Here is a 15,335-nt window from a genome sequence, read left to right as displayed (position 1 = left end):
GCACCATGGCAGCGGGTACGAAGGATTCGGGAAGTGCACAAACGCGCCCCGAGTCGGTGCTCGCGCGCTTTGCCCCCGAAGGTGTCTACCTGCTCGGTGGCGGGCGCGCAGTCCTCATGCAGCTGGCGATGCCGGGGGTTGGCCACGGCGTGGCCAGGCACTCGAACTTCGCAGCCAACCCGCTCGGCCGCCTCAACGGCACACTGACCTACATCTACGCACTGAGCAACGGCACCGACGCGCACCGCGCCAAGGTGCGGGAGATCGTGCACGCCGCCCACGCGCAGGTCAAGGCGCCGGCGGCGAAGGATGGATCGCATCCGGCGTATTCGGCGCGTGACCCGAAGCTCCAGTTGTGGGTTGCCGCCACGCTCTACGACTCCGCGATGCAGATCCAGAACGCGGTGTTCCCTCCGCTTGACGACGACACGGCCGAGGCGCTGTACCGCGAGTATGCGCAACTGGGGACCGAGCTGGGCATGCCCGCACATCTGTGGCCGGCCACGCGGGCGGACTTCTCGGCTTGCTGGGAACGGGCCCGTGACCATCTGCAGGTGGGGGAACCGGTGCGTGCCGTCGCCCACGAGCTGCTGGCCGCCAAGCATGCGCCCCTATGGATCCGTGCAGCGATGCCGCTGGCGCGCCTGATGACCATCGGGCTGCTGCCCGAGCAGGTCCGCTCCATGTATGGATTCGATTTCGGTCCCCGCCAACAACGTCGAATGAACATGGTGCTGCGTTGCGCGAGGATCTCCATGCGCATCCTGCCGCGGGTCATCCGGCACTTTCCCATGCGCTACTACTTGCGCCGGCTCGATGGAAATGTAGCCGATTGACATGGCCATGTGTCTTCCGCCCGAAGGATTTGCCTAGCCGGCAAGCCAGAAGTCAGCGCGGGCCGTCCAGACATCCTTGGCCATTGGCCACCTCTTGGCCGAAACCCTAGTGGCGTGCTGTTTAGCGGTGAGTTCACTGTTAGCGTCAGAAATTGGTTCATCAATTCCTGACGCTTCGGCGATGGCGATCCGGTGGGGATTTCTGGATGCGCCGCAGAATTCTGGCAAGGGGGAGCAATGGCTCAGCAGGAAAAGAAACGCAAGGTACGCGCAGTGCTAGCCGGAGGGCTGGTGCTCGGGGTCGGGGCTGTGTTGACGATGGCGGCATGGAACAGTTCTGAATTTGCCACCGGTTCGTTCGCGACCGGTGCCTTTGTTCTGGAGGGCAAGACCCCCGGGGAAGTCAGCTTCGGCCATCACGCGTCGGAAGGCGATGCTGCCAGCCTAGATTTCAGCCTCGACGCTTCAAATATCGGACCCGGCGACACCGTCAGCGCAGGGTTCGCGATCCGCCTGGACTCAGCCACGACATTTGACGGATCGGCCGTCATTGATACCGCTGTGGGTGACCCCGTTGAGGGTCTGAGGCAGCGTGTCTACACCTCGTCAACCGCAGAGTGCGCCGGCGAAGCGGTCCTGGAGCTCGTTGGGCCTACGGCCTTGGTCGGAGGGTCCGGGTCCGCCACCGCGGATCTGCTCAAGGGTGCCGCTGACACAGCTGGCGAGACCGTGAACCTGTGCTTCGAAGTCACCGCGGGCGAAGAAATTGCCCAGAATGGCGCATCGACCGCTGTGTGGAAAATTGTCGCGACCCAAAAGTCCTAGCCGATGGCGAGAGTGAAGGCGGATACCAGCCGCAAGATCGCCGCTGTACTGGCTGGGGGGCTGGTGCTGGGAATCGGTGCTGCGACTACCCTGGCCGCTTGGACCGACTCCCAGCATGCCACGGCAACTTTCACAGCGGGCATCTTCGCGTTGGAAAGCAAAACCGAAGGCACGGACTGGCAGAGCCATCCGGCCGCGGACCCTGCCAAGCTTGTCGCTGGCACTGCGGGCCTGACACCCGGGGCCTCCGGGTTCGGGCACCTTGACGTACGCACGACCGCGGAATCGAGTGTCGGCGGAACCGTGGTTCTTGGGCCAGTAGCCACGGATGCGAAAAGCGACGAAGCGATGATCGCTGTCCTTGAATCCAGGTTCAAAGTCATCCCAAGGGGATCCACCTGCAATGCTTCAGCCCTGGCAGAGGCGACGTTCCAGTCTGTGGCGGAAAAACCATTGGTTGCTGACCAAACGGTTCCGGCCGGTGGAACGACTGCTGTGCGCTATTGCCTTGAAGTGCGGATGTCGCCAGACGCGCCGAGCGCGGTGCAAGGAACGACTGCCAGCTTGGTCTGGACATTCACGGGAACAAACACATGAGCGAACCACGGGTCTCCGGCACGGAAAGGAAAGCGGATATGGAACGACCGCGACCCCCCTTGCTTAGGCGACATCGCGACATGGGCCATCCCGGCCCTCAAATACGGGGCCCGAAGCGCACCCTGCGGCTGATAGGTGATGCCTTCCTTTGGACGGCAGCCATCGCCGGGTTAATCTGCATTGCGCTGGTGATCGCAGCTCAGATATTCAACGTCTCACTGATCATGTTCAAGACAGGATCAATGTCACCGACGATTCCAGCTGGTTCGGTTGCCCTGATGCAGGAGATTTCCGCGTCCGAGGTGAAGTCAGGGGACATCATCACAGTGGATCGTCCGGGAGACCTGCCCGTGACACACCGGGTCATTTCGGTGGAACCCATTGACAACGGCCAATGGCGCGTTGAGATGAAGGGCGATGCCAATGTGCAGCCTGACCCGTTGCCCTACGACGTAGTTGAGGTACGTCAGACCATGGGACACCTACCGGATCTTGCCACCGTCATTGTCTCGCTGGGTTCACCGTGGGTGCTCGGTGGCATGACGCTCGGCGCAGCGGGTCTGGTGACTTGGGCGTTTTGGCCGAGGAGCCAAAGAACGGGAACCAAAGGATGAAACGATCGTGGTTGCTGCGCGGCGCTGCGCTGGGCGCGGGTACCTTGCTGTTGGCCGCGACGGTTGTTCCGCATTTGGTCGGGGAGACGAGTGCTGGGTGGACGGCTTCACAATCGGGAACAGCCGAACTTGGGGCAGCGTCGATCACGGGAACGACAGTGAATTGCGCACCGATACCCAATGGTCTTCTAGGAGGACCTGCGGTTCAAATATCCTGGAATCCGGTTGGGACATTCCCTGACGCGGAGGTCACATACCGAGTTTCGGCGGTCTCCCCTGATGGAAGAGTGGAGAAAATCTTATCTTCTGACCTGTTGGAAACCCACATCAATCTTTCGATCGGGCTTCTCCCAAGCATCATTTCAGGGCTGCTTGGGGGAGGAAAGCACTTCAACGTCAGAGTACAGGCAATTCACACTTTCACAGGAGCCCCGGGAACTGTGTGGCAAGCGTCGGATGCTCCCCAACAGCTTGCCAGAATTGCACCTACATACTTGCTCGTATTACTGACTGGTTACAAATGTGTCTAAGCAGTATCGCCCCATAATGGGGGGAAGGGAAGGCCCGGTAATGGCAGGGCCAATCCCCTCGAAACCAGTGATTACTTGCAGGTGCAGCGATCTGCCATGGCTACATCACCGAGTGCTTCCTCGATGTGCTCGCCGCAGCCTTCCCAAGTCGGCTTGGCGCAGGCTACGCAGGTGATCTTCTTGCACATGTGGTGTCTCCTTGAGAATTAAGCTTCTACGAACTCCTAGGAATAATACCCCTGCGGGTATGGTTATGCCATTTGCGATAGACCAATCTATCCGCGACAGATGCAACCTCTCGAAGGGAAGAAGCACACATGGCTTCCGTAGAACTCACCGCAGCAAACTTTGAATCCACCATCGCCGGCAGCGGTACGGTCTTGGTGGACTTCTGGGCCGCGTGGTGCGGTCCCTGTCGCAACTTCGCCCCGGTCTTCGAAGCGGCTTCCGAGAAGTACCCCGACATCACCTTCGGCAAGATCGACACCGAAGCCGAGCAGCAGTTGGCGGCAGCAGCAAACATCACCTCCATCCCGACGCTGATGGCGTTCCGCGACGGGATCCTCGTGTTCTCCCAGCCCGGCGCACTGCCTGCAGAGGCCCTTGAGAACCTGATCGGCCAGGTCCAGGGACTGGACATGGAAGCGGTCAAGAAGGACATCGCAGCCGGAGCGCAGGTGTAAACACCGGCGCGACCAAGATTCGAAGGCCCCACTCGCATGCGTTGCCGGTGGGGTCTTCGGTCTGTCCCGGTGCTGCTTGTGACACCCTTGGGGGAGTGCAAGAAGGCACAAGTTCACTGGAGGAAGATTGCAGCGCAGTTTGAAGGTCGCGGACCGGGCCAAGGTTCCGGCGTTTGAGGTCATGAATATCCTGGATCGGGTAGCCCAGTTGCGGGCCGAAGACCGTGATGTCATTTCCCTGTGCGCAGGCGAGCCGGGTGATGGCGCGCCGAGCGCCGTTTCGCAGCGCGCCGCGCAGATCCACACCGCCGGGACCCCCATGACCTACACCCCGACCCTGGGTATCAGGGACCTGCGCGAAGCGATCGCCAAGCACTACAAACGTTGGTACGACATTGAGGTTTCGGCGGACAACGTTGCGGTCACCACCGGCAGTTCCGGCGCCTTCCTGCTGATGTTCCTGTCCGCCTTCAATGCCGGCGACAGGGTCGCGTTGGCGCGTCCCGGCTACCCCGCCTACGCCAATATCCTGCGCACACTGGGCATCGACGTCATCGAGCTCGATGCCGGGCAGGACTCCCGCTACCAGCCCACTGTGGAACTGCTTGAAGCGGCGTGGCAGCAGCATGGGCAACTCGATGGCCTGATGCTGGCCTCGCCGGCGAACCCGACGGGCACCATGGTCTCCGGGGACGAGCTTTCTGCCCTCACCGATTGGTGCAAGGATCGCGGGGTCCGGTTGATCAGCGACGAGATCTACCACGGCATCGACTACCCGGAGCCGGGCAGCGAGGCCCGCCGTTCGGTCAGTGCCTGGGAAATGGACACCGACACCGTCGTGATCTCGAGCTTTTCCAAGTACTGGGGCATGACCGGCTGGCGCCTGGGCTGGGCGCTGGTGCCCGATGACATGCTGGCCACCGTTGACGCATTGGCCGGCAACGTGGCGCTCTGCCCTCCGGCCCCGGCCCAATACGCCGCACTGGAGGCCTTCACCGAAGCGTCCTACGCCGAGGCCGAGGCCCGGGTGGCCGAGTTCGCCCGAACCCGCGCCGCGGTCCTGGATTCCATCGAGCGCCTGGGGTGGGGCGAATGCGCTCCGGCCGACGGAGCCTTCTACCTGTACGCGGATTTGGGCGAAAAGCTTGGATCCCACGCGAATGCTGCTGCCTATTGCGCAGCGTTGCTCGAAGTCGAGGGCGTGGCGATCGTCCCAGGCAACGACTTTGACCGGGTCAATGGGCACAGCCACGTGCGCCTGAGCTTCGCCGCCGGATACGACGCAGTCACCGCTGCCATCGAGCGAATCGTGCGGTTCCAGGCCAACGCCTGACTCCCTGCGGCGAAATGCCTCCTCTCCGCACAGCCTTGCCCGGCCCCAGGCGGCTCCGCTTGTACACAGCCGGGGCGCATGCCGGCGCGGCGGCAGCATCCAATGCCCATGCTGAAGACTCCACAGATCCAAGGAGTCCACCATGGAGCAATACACGGTCACGGAACTTGAAGACGCACTCAAGGTCGTCAAGAGGTTGCTGCCGCCGCGATACGAATGCCTGGCCTGCTACGTCAATCGCATGCTCGACCACGGGTGCAACGGGTTGAAATGGTGCACGACGTACCGGGACCTGCGTGCACCCCGGGCCACGGCGATGGAACGAAAGTTCCCGGAACTCGGCGGCTACTGCGACTGCGAGGTCCTGGCCAACGTGTTCCGCATCAACGACGAACTCTGGCCGCACGCGGAGGACGGAAGCCCCGCCGACACCTACATTCCGCAGTGCCACAAGGTCCGGCTGGGGACCATCAAGCCGTGCGAACTATGGCTCATGCGCAGCGGGGTCCAGTGGGGCGGGGGAGTCTTCCGGCAGGCAACGAAGGCGTCGTAGCCGGGGCCATTGGTTGGCGCCTGCCAATGAGCCCGTGAGTTTGGGGCTCTCGGGATCGGTGAGCATGCAATGGACGAGCCTGTCGCCGTCGAACCAACTGCTCTTGGTGGGCTGCATCGACGTGTAGTTCAGACGGGATTCCTCGTATGAACGCCCCGCAAGCGTCCTGAACGCGGGGTCGCACTGATCAAACGTCAGCTCGTCCATGGCCTCTTGAGTCTCGGGGAAGCCTGCAGTCTGGATGCCGAATTCATGAAAGACCTCGAGCCCGTGCGGTTCCGAGCAGGGAACCACCGGGACACGGTCGACGTCGCCTTCGCCGGGATCGTTGATGCAGTCGCCGACCCGGATGGAATAGGCATTGGCTTTCTTGTCAATGCTCCCGGTCTCGTCGCGCGGGGCTTCGCTGGCACCAAGCAGCGCACAGCCGCTGAGCGCCATGGCGCCGACAGCGAACAAGATGGCCGTCTGCGTCGATCGAATCATTGCTGCTTTCCCCTGCAGGTGGGTGATGGTTGGGATCGTCGTAACCGTCGACCGCAAGTGGACTGACAGTTACCCATACGTGTCGCGAGTGCCCGCGGCCCAAAGCCCCTGTTTGTTGCGGGAGCGCGGTGATGGACTGGGAGCATGGCGCAGGAATCGCGGGACGAGAGCGTTGGAGCCGCATTGCAGAGCAGGCGCACGGCCGGTTCGTTGGTCATCCTCGTGCTTTCCGGTGGCTTTCACCTTGGCCGTGGCGCACCCATCGACGGGGCCGCGTACCTGGCGCTCGCCGCTGCCATCCTCTTCTCGGAGCGTCGTGGGCGCAAGGAACCCGAACGGGTCGGGCCGCGGCGGTCGCCGGCGGTGACGGCGACCGGTCCATGGATTTGGGTGGCGGTGGTGTTCCTGGGCACGGCCTTGGCCATGGTGCCGATGGGCAATTGGCTGGCGATCGTGCTACTGGCACTGGGTGCGGTGATGGTGTTGCTTGGGTGGCGGCAGCCGGAGCACCGGCCGTCACCGGAGCACGCGCACCGGAAGGCGGTGCGGCGGACCTCCCTGGCCTGGTCGCTGGTCGTCCTGTACCTGTGCGCTTGGGAGCTTGGAATGTTCTTCAGCGACCACTACCACCCGCAGGGGGCCAGCACGTATCCGTCGCTGACCGACCTGGTGGAGCCGGCCTTCCAGCAGCCGTTCACCCGCTGGCTGGCGACGCTGATCTGGCTGGGGGCATGTGCGCTGGTGCTGCGTGCGCGCCGCGGCAAGGAAACGGCGGACGGGCCATGACCCGCGACATTGCGATCACCGGGTATCTGCTGGCACCGGTGCTGGGCCTTGTGCTCTTCCTGCTGCCGCGGCGGTGGCCCGATTCCTGGGTCCCGCTCTCGGAAATCGCGGGGATGCTGTGGGAGAACCGGGCCGCCCGGCTGACGCTGGTGTTGTTCTGCTGGTGGGTTGGCTGGCACTTCCTGATGGGCGGATAGGCCTCCTGCAGGCCGGCGCCGGCTGTTAGCCTTCGTCGGTCTGCTTGATCTTCAGGTGCTCGCCGGGGATGCGGTCGCGGTCGTAGGTGATCTCCGAGTAGCCGTGCGGGGTGGGAATGCCGTCCGGGCCCATGTTCACGAACACGATCTTCTCGATCGTCAGGATGGACTGGCGGGTGATCATGTTGCGGACCTCCGCGCGCATGGTCAGCGAGGTGCGTCCGAAGTGGGTGGCGGTCAGGCCCATCTCGATGAGGTCGCCCTGTTGGGCGGAGGAGACGAAGTTGATTTCCGACATGTACTTGGTGACGGCAAAGCCGTTGCCCAGCTGGACGATCGCGTAGATGGCCGCTTCCTCGTCGATCCAGCGCAGCAGGCTGCCTCCGAAGAGTGTGCCGTTGGCGTTGAGGTCTTCGGGACGGACCCATTTGCGGGTGTGGAATGTAATGTCGCCTTCGTTCATGGAACGAGTCTATGGTGTTGGTGCCCTGCGGGACTTCCATGGTGACCGCCACCATGCATACTGTGTCCGCAATCTCCCAGGGGAGGGCTACTCGAGGTGGTCCATGGCCTCGCAGGGATTCGCGCCCGGCTGCGCGCGGTGGATGGCCATGGAGAGCTTGGAGACCAGCCCGGCAAGCTGGGCGCTCTCCGTGGCGTCGAGTCCGGCAAGCAGGGTCTGCTCGGCGGCGGCGACGCGCGACTCGAGCCTGGATAGCATCTCGGTCCCCTGCTGGGTGGCAACGATCTTCCGGGCCCGGCGATCCGTGGGGGCGGGCACGCGTTCGACCAGCCCGGCCTCGACCAGGTCGTCGATGAGGTAGGTCAGCACCGTGCGGTCGATGCCCAGGTGCGCGCCCAGGGCCTGCTGGTTGGCCGGATCATGGTGGACGACGGTGGAAAGCATCTGGTAGCCGCGCACCGAGCAGGGCATTTCCTCGACGGCCTGCGCGAAGTGGGTTTGGTGGCCACGCAGGATCATGCCGAGGTGCCAAGCGAGATCGCCCGGGATGAATCCCGGCAGCGGCTTGTCCAGCGAAAGAGGTGCGTGCTCAGTGGTGGCCATGGCACCCATCATACCCGATGATATGGAGTTGCACAGATGATCTGCTGGTAATATAGTCTGTGCAACAGCATATATTTTGGAGAGAAGGACAGATGGACATCGGCGCACAAGAGCATTCAGCCTCCCACGGCACCATTGGCATCCTGGGCGCGGGCCGCGTGGGCACGGCGATTGCCCGCCTGGCGGTTGCGGCCGGGTACCGCGTGAAAATCGCCACCTCCAAGCCGGCGGCCGAGAACGCCTTGATCATCGAGATCGTGACCCCCGGGGCAGAGGCCGTCGATGCGGCCGAGGCTGCCGGCTCCGACCTGGTGGTCGTGGCCGTTCCGCTGCACAAGTACAAGTCCGTCAACGCCGCGGCGCTCGCCGGCCGGGTCGTGGTTGACGCCATGAACTACTGGTCCGTCACCGACGGGGACATTGCCGACTTCGAGGTTGATGACCGTTCCTCCTCCGAGGTCGTCGCGGCCCACCTGTCCGCCTCCCGGGTCGTGAAGTCCTTCAACCACATCGGTTACCACGAGATGGAACCCGACGCAGCTGCACCCGGCACCGCCGACCGCCGCGCCCTGGCCATTGCCTCCAACGACGCGGCGGCCAAGGAACATGTCGCCGCCTTCATCGACGCACTCGGCTTCGACGCCGTGGATGCCGGGGACCTTGCCTCCGGCAAGGCCTTCGAGCCGGGCACGGACGTGTTCAACGGCCGCTTCAATGCCGATGAACTTTCGATGAAGCTGCGCCCCAGCCTCGTCACCGCCTGACACGCTCCCCGCAAACTTCAACGAAAGAGACGAATCCACATGGAAATCGGCGCCTACAGCTTTGGTGATACCCAGCGCAACACCGACGGAACCCTGCGTTCCACGACCGAGGCCATTGCGAACCTCTTCGAAGCGATCAAGCACGCCGATGCGCAGGGCCTTGACTACTTCGGGGTCGGCGAGCACCACACCGCCACGATGCCCGCATCCTCGCCCGGTGCCATGATCGCCGCCGCGGCGGCAGCCACCGGGCAGATCACCCTGGGCAGCGCCGCGAGCATCATCGGCACCGACGACCCGGTGCGCATCTTCCAGCAATTCGCCATCGCCGATGCGATTTCCGGCGGCGGGCGGGTGGAAATCACCGCCGGGCGCGGCTCCTCCGTGGAGACCTTCCCGCTCTTCGGGCACAGTCTGGAGGAATACGACGAGCTCTACGCCGAGAAGCTCGACCTGCTCATGACCATCAACAACGCGACCACCGAGAACGTCACCTGGTCCGGCACCGTGCGCCCGGCGCTCGACAACCTGGCCGTGGTGCCGCGCCCGGCCTCCGGCACGCTGCCGATCTGGCTGGCCACCGGCGGCACGCCAGCTCCTCGGCCCGTGCCGGGCAGCTTGGCCTGCCGGTCTCCTACGGCATCATTGGCGGGGCCCCGCACCGCTTTGCCCCGCTGGCCGAGCTTTACCGCCGCTCCGGCGCAGCCGCGGGCCACGCGCCCGAGACCCTGAAGGTCTCCGTCGGTGCGCTGGGCTTCGTGGCGCCGACCAAGAAGGAGGCGCTGGAGCGCTTCCACCCGGGCTGGCACAACCTCAACGTGGAAATGGGTCAGCTGCGCGGCTGGCCTGCGCCGGACAAGCGGGCCTACCTGGCGCAGGCCGACGCCCCGGGTGCCTACTACGTCGGTGCCCCGGACGAAGTCGCCGAGCGCATCGCCCACCTGCACGGACACCTGGGCCACATGCGCCACTTCCTGCAGATGGACCTGGGCGGCATCCCGCATGAACACCTGCTGGAGTCGATCACGCTGCTGGCCACCGAGGTCAAGCCGCGCGTGGCGCGATTGCTCGCCCAGAAGTAGAAACAACTCCACGTGCGGGACCGCGATCCGGTCCCGCACGTCGTTGTGCCCGGAGCCTTCCGCCGGGCTTCTCCCGGCCCGGCCCCCTGGCACCCGGCTGGGTGGACCCGGCCGGGTTGGCCCAGTTGAGGGTAGAACCGGGTGCCGGTCTTTGCTTGGATGGATACGTGGTCACGGACCCGCAGGCAAACGCATGTCGCGGAAGCCTGGGCGGATCTTGGGGGATAGCCGTCCCACTTGCGGAGACATGGCCTTGCCAGTTGGGAACTGGACCACCTGCGCATGGGCGTAGGCGCCAGAGCGCATCGAAACCCCGGCCCCGTGTGACCGGTGGCGGGGAAGACCCGGGCTCATCCCCGGGTCGACATCGATGCGGCCTGTTGCCGATGACGACCAATGCCGCGGCCTGCGCGGGGTGCCGAGCTGCTTGGGGGTAGCGGGCACCCCGCGTTCCAGGAACTGCATGCGACGCCGACCGGAGGCTAGGTTCTGCGCCGCCGGTGCATGGCGGCCTCGGCGGTCTGCTCCAGGGTGAGCCCGTCACCCGGATCGACCAGCGCCAGGAACAGCGACAGCGCGGCGGTCCCCAGCAGGGACGTCTGTTGTTCGTGATCGAGCAACGGCTCATCCACGCCGGAGATCAGGCGCAGTCCCAGGCCCTCCGCCATGGCTTGCAGCAGGATCGAAAATTCCTTCATGCCCACTCCGGGGCGGAACTCGAACCCGTAGTGCTCGAAGACGCTGGCATACAGGGACATCCATACCTGGGAGAGGTTCTTGTACATGCGCGCCAGGGCCTGTGCGGAGGCCGAATCGGCCTGTGCCGTGGCCACTGCCAGCAACTGGAACCGATAGGCAGGCAGTTCGAGCACGAGCTTGAGGTCCTCGTAGGCGATGCGGTGGACGGCGGCGGCGAAATCCTCACCCGCGGTCAACAGCTCCCTCGCATGTCGCGACAATGCGATCTGCAAGCTCCAGTGCTTGTCGGCCAGGGCGTAGGACACGAAGTCAGCCAAGAAATCGCCGTGGGTGCTCCAACGGTGGCGCATCATGTTCTCGCTGAGGGGGAAATCATCGCCGCAATTGTTCCGGGCCTTGGCCAGGACCTTGCGGCGGGAGAGGTATGACATCACGGGACGCGCGTCTTCCTCGTCGTTGTCCAGAAGTCCTTCGGAGAACGCCGGAGTGAACAGTTCCGTGGTCAGGTCCAGGGCGGCGTCAAGAAAGGCAAGGGTCTCCCGGCCGTTGGCCAGGCGCCTGCGCGTCCGTGCGCTGCGTCCGGAGATGTTCGTGACGATCTTGGCGTCGTAAAGATCCAGGTCTTCTCCCAAGTGGACCTCGGCAGGCAGGTTCAGCGGATCTCGCTGCTGTGGACTCATCATCGCCTCCCCCGTAAGGCTCTTGAAGTTCAGGACGTGCCTGCTCCCAAGGTACCTCACCGACGTGCGGACGGAGCGGGTGCGGATCCATGGCGTTGTGGGCCCTCGACAATCCGCGGCCCAGACAGGCCCCTTGCCGTGAGGGGAAGGCAGGGCAGGGATGCGGCAACAGCCGCCCGAAACGAATGGGTGGTTCACCGCTGTTTCGTTGCCGGTGCGCCAGGCGTAGCCTCGAAGCCAGGGGGGCATTGGCGCCGGGGCGCCGCGGGCCGGATCGAGGGAAGGGAACCATGCGCAGGCTAACGGTCATGAACAACCTGAGCTTGGACGGAGTCATGCAGGCCCCCGGCCGACCCGACGAAGACACCCGAAATGGGTTCGAGCGCGGCGGCTGGGCGGTGAAGTACAACGATGCGGTGCTGGGCGAGTTCCTGGGCCGCGGCCTGGGCGTGGAAGCGGAGCTGGTGCTGGGACGCCGCACCTACGAGGACCTTGCCGCGTACTGGCCGAACCAGGGTGACAACCCCTACACCGAGCGGCTGAACAAGCTGACGAAGCACGTCGCCTCGCGCACGCTCAAGGCCCCGCTGTCGTGGCAGAACTCCGTGCTCCTTCCCGGTGAGGCGGTGTCGGCGGTGGCCGGCCTGAAGCAGGAGTCCGGCCCCGACCTGCTGGTGATGGGCAGCGGCAACCTTCTGCGCTCATTGATCGGGGCAGGCCTGGTTGATGAATACACCCTGCTGATCCACCCCCTGGTGCTGGGGAGGGGCACGCGCCTCTTCGGCGACGGGCTGCCGAATGCCGAACTTGACCTGGTCGAATCACTGGCCACGACGACCGGCGTCATTATCGCGGTGTACCGCCCAGTCCTGTAACGGGTCGGGGGCGAACCACCGGTATCGTTCCGGGGCCGGCGGTTAAGCACGTGTGGTGCCGACCGCGATTGCGGACGGCACCACACAGGGAAGACGAGGCTTAGCTCTGCGAAGCCAACACGAAAGCGGAATCGATGTTGATGACGACCTTGTCGCTGACCAGCACGCCGCCGGCTTCGAGGGCCGCGTTCCAGGTGATGCCGAATTCCTTGCGGGAGATCTGCGTGGTTGCGGAGAACCCGGCGCGGGTGGCGCCGAACGGGTCAACGGCGATGCCGCCGAACTCGACCTTGAAGCTGACCGGCTTGGTGGTTTCCTTGATGGTCAGGTTGCCCTGGAGTTCGAAATCATCGGGCGAACCTGCAACGCCGGTGGACACGAAGGTCATTTCCGGGAACTGCTCGACGTTGAAGAAGTCCTCGCCCTTGACGTGGGCATCGCGGTTGGCGTCCTTCGAGTTGAAGGACTCGGTCTTCACGGTGGCCTCGACCTTGGAAGCTGCGATCGAGTCGCCGACGGTAAGGGTTCCTTCGACGTCGGTGAAGGCACCGCGGACCTTGGAGATGCCTGCGTGGCGGACCGTGAAGCCAACCTCGGTGTGCGAGGCGTCGAGGTTCCAGGTGCCGGGGATGATTTCAAAGCTCATGGGGGAGATTCCTTCTGTTGGAAGTCGGTGCAAGTGACCGGATTGCATGTGTATGCATATAAATATGCCATACGATGGTTGACGTGTCAACCATTTGTTTTGGGCGGTGAAACATTCCTTAATCTGCCGCATGCCCGTAACGGCCGGGGGGACTGCGGATTGATGTGCGGTGAACATCTTGGACATATGCGGTGCATGGTGCGGGGGAGCCCTCGCGGCCGCCTTGGAGCTTGGGCTTCGGTGGGCGCCTGAAATCAGCGGTCAGCGGCTTCACATGGCCCCGCGGGGAGGCTGTCCGGCATAAGCTGGCTTGGAGGCATTCCGCGATTGCAGTGAGAAAAGAGAGATCAAATGACCCAGATCGTTCCAGTTCGCCACCTCTTCGGGCCAGGCCCGTGCAACCCCTACCCTGAAGCGACCGCTGCGCTTGGCTTGCCGTTGCTGGGCCACCTTGATCCGGCGTTCATTGCCCGCATGGACCGCACCTGCGACGGCTTGCGCACCCTGTGGGGAACCGAGAATTCCCGCACCCTGCCACTGAGTGCCACCGGTTCGGCCGGCATGGAAGCCTCGTTCGTGAACACCGTCAAGGCCGGCGACGTTGCTGTCATTGCCGTCAACGGCCTCTTTGGTGAGCGCATGTGCGAGGTCGCCTCGCGCGCCGGTGCCGAAGTGGTCCGCGTGGACCACGAGTACGGCACCCCGGTCGACGCCCAGCGCGTGGCCGATGCGCACCCGAACCCCACGGTCATTGCCGCAGTGCACGCCGAAACCAGCACCGGTGTCATCTCCGACATGGCAGCGCTTGGCGCCATCAAGGGCGATGCCCTGTTGATCATGGATGCCGTCACCTCGATCGGCGGGATGCCGGTGAAGGTCGATGAGTGGGGCGTGGATGTCGCCTATGCCGGAACGCAGAAGTGTATCGGGGTGGCCCCGGGTCTGGCCCCGTTCACCATTTCCGAGCGCGCTTTCGAACGCCGCATTCGCAAGCCGCAGTCCTGGTACCTGGATCTTGGACTGCTCGGCGGATACACCACCGGCGGTGCCGGCGGCGGGCGCACCTACCACCACACCGCGCCCGTGGGCATGGTGGCCTCGCTGGAAGCGGGCATTGACCGGATCCTGGCCGAAGGCATTGAAGCTGTCACCGCCCGCCACCAGGCCGCGGGCCGGGCGTTGCAGGACGGGCTGGAGGAGATGGGCTTGACGCTCTTCGCCGCCGAGGGCCACCGCCTTCCGCAGCTGACCACCGTGTATGTCCCGGAGGGAGTGGACTCGGCCAAGGTTCGTAGCTACCTGTTGGAGCGCTTCAACATCGAGATCGGTGGTGGGGTGGGCAAGTACGCCAGCACGGTGTGGCGCATCGGGCTCATGGGCCCGAACGCCAACCCGAGCTCTGTCGCGCTGATCCTTGCCGCACTGAAGGAAGCAATCGCCAAGGCGTAGCGCCGATCAACAATTGCCTGCCTGCTGCCCGCCCCGACTCCGGGGCGGGCAGCGGACTTTGGGCTAGTACTGCCGGTGGCGCACTCGCTGGCAATGCCCAATCACCTTGTGGGCATCGCAGGAACGGATGGAGTCCAGCGATTGGAACGGGCGCCGGAGGATCTGGCTGACGTTGCTGAGCACTTCATCCGGGTCGTTGCTGCCCAGAATCCTCAACTCGCGCAACATCAAGTCCTTCTCGGCCCGGCTTGCCGTGTGCGTCGGCCTGTCCAGCAGCATGGTTTCTTCAAGGATCTCGTATTGGTCAGGCATTTCCCCTCTGCCTTTCCCGCCCCCAAGGCGGTCTTGCTCCGGCCGTGCGGCCATAGTGCCAGTAGAGCACATGCCCAGGACATTTTGGGGTACAGGGCCGCCGGAAATTCCGGCAGTTTTTCTCCAGGAACGTTCCGCGAGAACTCCATGCTCTGCTTGGCGGAAGGAGCCGGTCGGGGAAACGGGAAGAAATTTGGCTCTACTGACATATCCGTGGGCGTGAGCCGCGAGCCTTAACGTCCACACGCCGCTTCCTGCCTAGGATTTTTGACTGACTAAGGTACAAAAATCTAGGGACTGAAAACGGCGTGCAGAAAACAAG

21 protein-coding genes are annotated in these 15,335 nt (G+C 64.1%); 14 read left to right on the top strand and 7 right to left on the bottom strand.

What is annotated here, in order from left to right:
- The first annotated feature begins 5 nt into the window (after positions 1-5).
- From DQ353_RS09275 to DQ353_RS09260, 4 genes are all read left to right on the top strand, one after another.
- Positions 6-836, top strand: a complete 831-nt coding sequence (locus tag DQ353_RS09275) for an oxygenase MpaB family protein (RefSeq protein ID WP_113762477.1) — start codon at positions 6-8, stop codon at positions 834-836.
- A gap of 237 nt (positions 837-1,073) precedes the next feature.
- The gene (locus tag DQ353_RS09270) at positions 1,074-1,661 is read left to right on the top strand and encodes a SipW-dependent-type signal peptide-containing protein (RefSeq protein WP_113762476.1); all 588 of its coding nucleotides are present in this window, start codon (positions 1,074-1,076) and stop codon (positions 1,659-1,661) included.
- 12 nt (positions 1,662-1,673) lie between these two features.
- Positions 1,674-2,258: a SipW-dependent-type signal peptide-containing protein gene (locus DQ353_RS09265; protein ID WP_181578310.1), complete on the top strand. Its 585-nt coding sequence runs from the start codon at positions 1,674-1,676 to the stop codon at positions 2,256-2,258.
- Positions 2,259-2,338: 80 nt separating this feature from the next.
- Positions 2,339-2,872: a signal peptidase I gene (locus DQ353_RS09260; protein ID WP_113762569.1), complete on the top strand. Its 534-nt coding sequence runs from the start codon at positions 2,339-2,341 to the stop codon at positions 2,870-2,872.
- Between the two features lie 601 nt (positions 2,873-3,473).
- Here DQ353_RS09260 and DQ353_RS22725 read toward each other — a convergent pair.
- Positions 3,474-3,590 (bottom strand): DUF8730 family Cys-rich protein, encoded by a 117-nt coding sequence (locus DQ353_RS22725; protein WP_502696392.1) that lies wholly within the window; start codon positions 3,588-3,590, stop codon positions 3,474-3,476.
- Between the two features lie 129 nt (positions 3,591-3,719).
- On the opposite strand from DQ353_RS22725, the gene trxA reads away from it, so the two are divergent.
- The 3 genes from trxA to DQ353_RS09245 all read left to right on the top strand — a co-directional run bounded on the left by trxA (position 3,720) and on the right by DQ353_RS09245 (position 5,971).
- A complete protein-coding gene (trxA, locus tag DQ353_RS09255) occupies positions 3,720-4,085 on the top strand; it encodes a thioredoxin (protein WP_113762474.1) in 366 nt (121 codons plus the stop codon).
- Positions 4,086-4,212: 127 nt separating this feature from the next.
- Positions 4,213-5,418, top strand: coding sequence for a pyridoxal phosphate-dependent aminotransferase (locus DQ353_RS09250; protein ID WP_113762473.1), 1,206 nt, complete (start codon positions 4,213-4,215; stop codon positions 5,416-5,418).
- Positions 5,419-5,560: 142 nt separating this feature from the next.
- On the top strand, positions 5,561-5,971 hold the full coding sequence (locus DQ353_RS09245) for a DUF2695 domain-containing protein (RefSeq protein ID WP_113762472.1): 411 nt from the start codon (positions 5,561-5,563) through the stop codon (positions 5,969-5,971).
- Here the strand turns inward: DQ353_RS09245 and DQ353_RS09240 are convergent.
- Complete coding sequence (locus DQ353_RS09240) at positions 5,903-6,457, bottom strand: septum formation family protein (RefSeq protein ID WP_113762471.1); 555 nt, start codon at positions 6,455-6,457, stop codon at positions 5,903-5,905. The two genes, DQ353_RS09245 and DQ353_RS09240, sit on opposite strands and share 69 nt — an antisense overlap.
- A 144-nt stretch (positions 6,458-6,601) precedes the next feature.
- On the opposite strand from DQ353_RS09240, the gene DQ353_RS09235 reads away from it, so the two are divergent.
- Both DQ353_RS09235 and DQ353_RS09230 read left to right on the top strand, forming a co-directional pair.
- Entirely contained in the window at positions 6,602-7,243 is a 642-nt protein-coding gene (locus tag DQ353_RS09235) for a hypothetical protein (protein ID WP_113762470.1), read from the top strand.
- Positions 7,240-7,440: a DUF6186 family protein gene (locus DQ353_RS09230; RefSeq protein WP_113762469.1), complete on the top strand. Its 201-nt coding sequence runs from the start codon at positions 7,240-7,242 to the stop codon at positions 7,438-7,440. The genes DQ353_RS09235 and DQ353_RS09230 overlap by 4 nt, the downstream gene beginning before the upstream one ends.
- 25 nt (positions 7,441-7,465) lie before the next feature.
- Here the strand turns inward: DQ353_RS09230 and DQ353_RS09225 are convergent, their stop codons facing one another.
- Both DQ353_RS09225 and DQ353_RS09220 read right to left on the bottom strand, forming a co-directional pair.
- Positions 7,466-7,903, bottom strand: coding sequence for an acyl-CoA thioesterase (locus tag DQ353_RS09225; protein WP_113762468.1), 438 nt, complete (start codon positions 7,901-7,903; stop codon positions 7,466-7,468).
- Between the two features lie 87 nt (positions 7,904-7,990).
- Positions 7,991-8,506, bottom strand: a complete 516-nt coding sequence (locus DQ353_RS09220; protein WP_220093996.1) for a MarR family winged helix-turn-helix transcriptional regulator — start codon at positions 8,504-8,506, stop codon at positions 7,991-7,993.
- Between the two features lie 92 nt (positions 8,507-8,598).
- Here DQ353_RS09220 and DQ353_RS09215 point away from each other — a divergent pair, with 92 nt between their 5' ends.
- The 3 genes from DQ353_RS09215 to DQ353_RS21985 are packed head-to-tail and all read left to right on the top strand — an operon-like array spanning position 8,599 to position 10,352.
- A complete protein-coding gene (locus tag DQ353_RS09215; RefSeq protein ID WP_113762467.1) occupies positions 8,599-9,270 on the top strand; it encodes an NADPH-dependent F420 reductase in 672 nt (223 codons plus the stop codon).
- 39 nt (positions 9,271-9,309) lie between these two features.
- Positions 9,310-10,002: an LLM class flavin-dependent oxidoreductase gene (locus tag DQ353_RS09210; RefSeq protein ID WP_220093995.1), complete on the top strand. Its 693-nt coding sequence runs from the start codon at positions 9,310-9,312 to the stop codon at positions 10,000-10,002.
- Positions 10,003-10,028: 26 nt separating this feature from the next.
- Positions 10,029-10,352, top strand: coding sequence for a hypothetical protein (locus DQ353_RS21985; protein WP_220093994.1), 324 nt, complete (start codon positions 10,029-10,031; stop codon positions 10,350-10,352).
- Between the two features lie 482 nt (positions 10,353-10,834).
- On the opposite strand, the gene DQ353_RS09205 is transcribed toward DQ353_RS21985, so the two are convergent.
- On the bottom strand, positions 10,835-11,731 hold the full coding sequence (locus tag DQ353_RS09205; protein WP_286166704.1) for a hypothetical protein: 897 nt from the start codon (positions 11,729-11,731) through the stop codon (positions 10,835-10,837).
- 290 nt (positions 11,732-12,021) lie between these two features.
- Between DQ353_RS09205 and DQ353_RS09200 the strand changes: the two genes are divergently transcribed.
- On the top strand, positions 12,022-12,606 hold the full coding sequence (locus DQ353_RS09200) for a dihydrofolate reductase family protein (protein WP_113762466.1): 585 nt from the start codon (positions 12,022-12,024) through the stop codon (positions 12,604-12,606).
- Positions 12,607-12,706: 100 nt separating this feature from the next.
- Here the strand turns inward: DQ353_RS09200 and DQ353_RS09195 are convergent, their stop codons facing one another.
- A complete protein-coding gene (locus DQ353_RS09195; protein WP_113762465.1) occupies positions 12,707-13,252 on the bottom strand; it encodes a YceI family protein in 546 nt (181 codons plus the stop codon).
- Positions 13,253-13,603: 351 nt separating this feature from the next.
- On the opposite strand from DQ353_RS09195, the gene DQ353_RS09190 reads away from it, so the two are divergent.
- On the top strand, positions 13,604-14,701 hold the full coding sequence (locus tag DQ353_RS09190; protein WP_113762464.1) for a pyridoxal-phosphate-dependent aminotransferase family protein: 1,098 nt from the start codon (positions 13,604-13,606) through the stop codon (positions 14,699-14,701).
- A 63-nt stretch (positions 14,702-14,764) separates the two neighbouring features.
- Here the strand turns inward: DQ353_RS09190 and DQ353_RS09185 are convergent, their stop codons facing one another.
- Complete coding sequence (locus tag DQ353_RS09185) at positions 14,765-15,013, bottom strand: hypothetical protein (RefSeq protein ID WP_113762463.1); 249 nt, start codon at positions 15,011-15,013, stop codon at positions 14,765-14,767.
- Between the last annotated feature and the right edge of the window lie 322 nt (positions 15,014-15,335).

This window comes from Arthrobacter sp. AQ5-05, from assembly GCF_003287975.1.
In the GTDB taxonomy this organism is placed as follows: domain Bacteria; phylum Actinomycetota; class Actinomycetes; order Actinomycetales; family Micrococcaceae; genus Paeniglutamicibacter.
The sequence above is the reverse complement of the archived record's forward strand: the minus strand, read 5'-3'. Positions and strand labels throughout refer to the sequence as shown.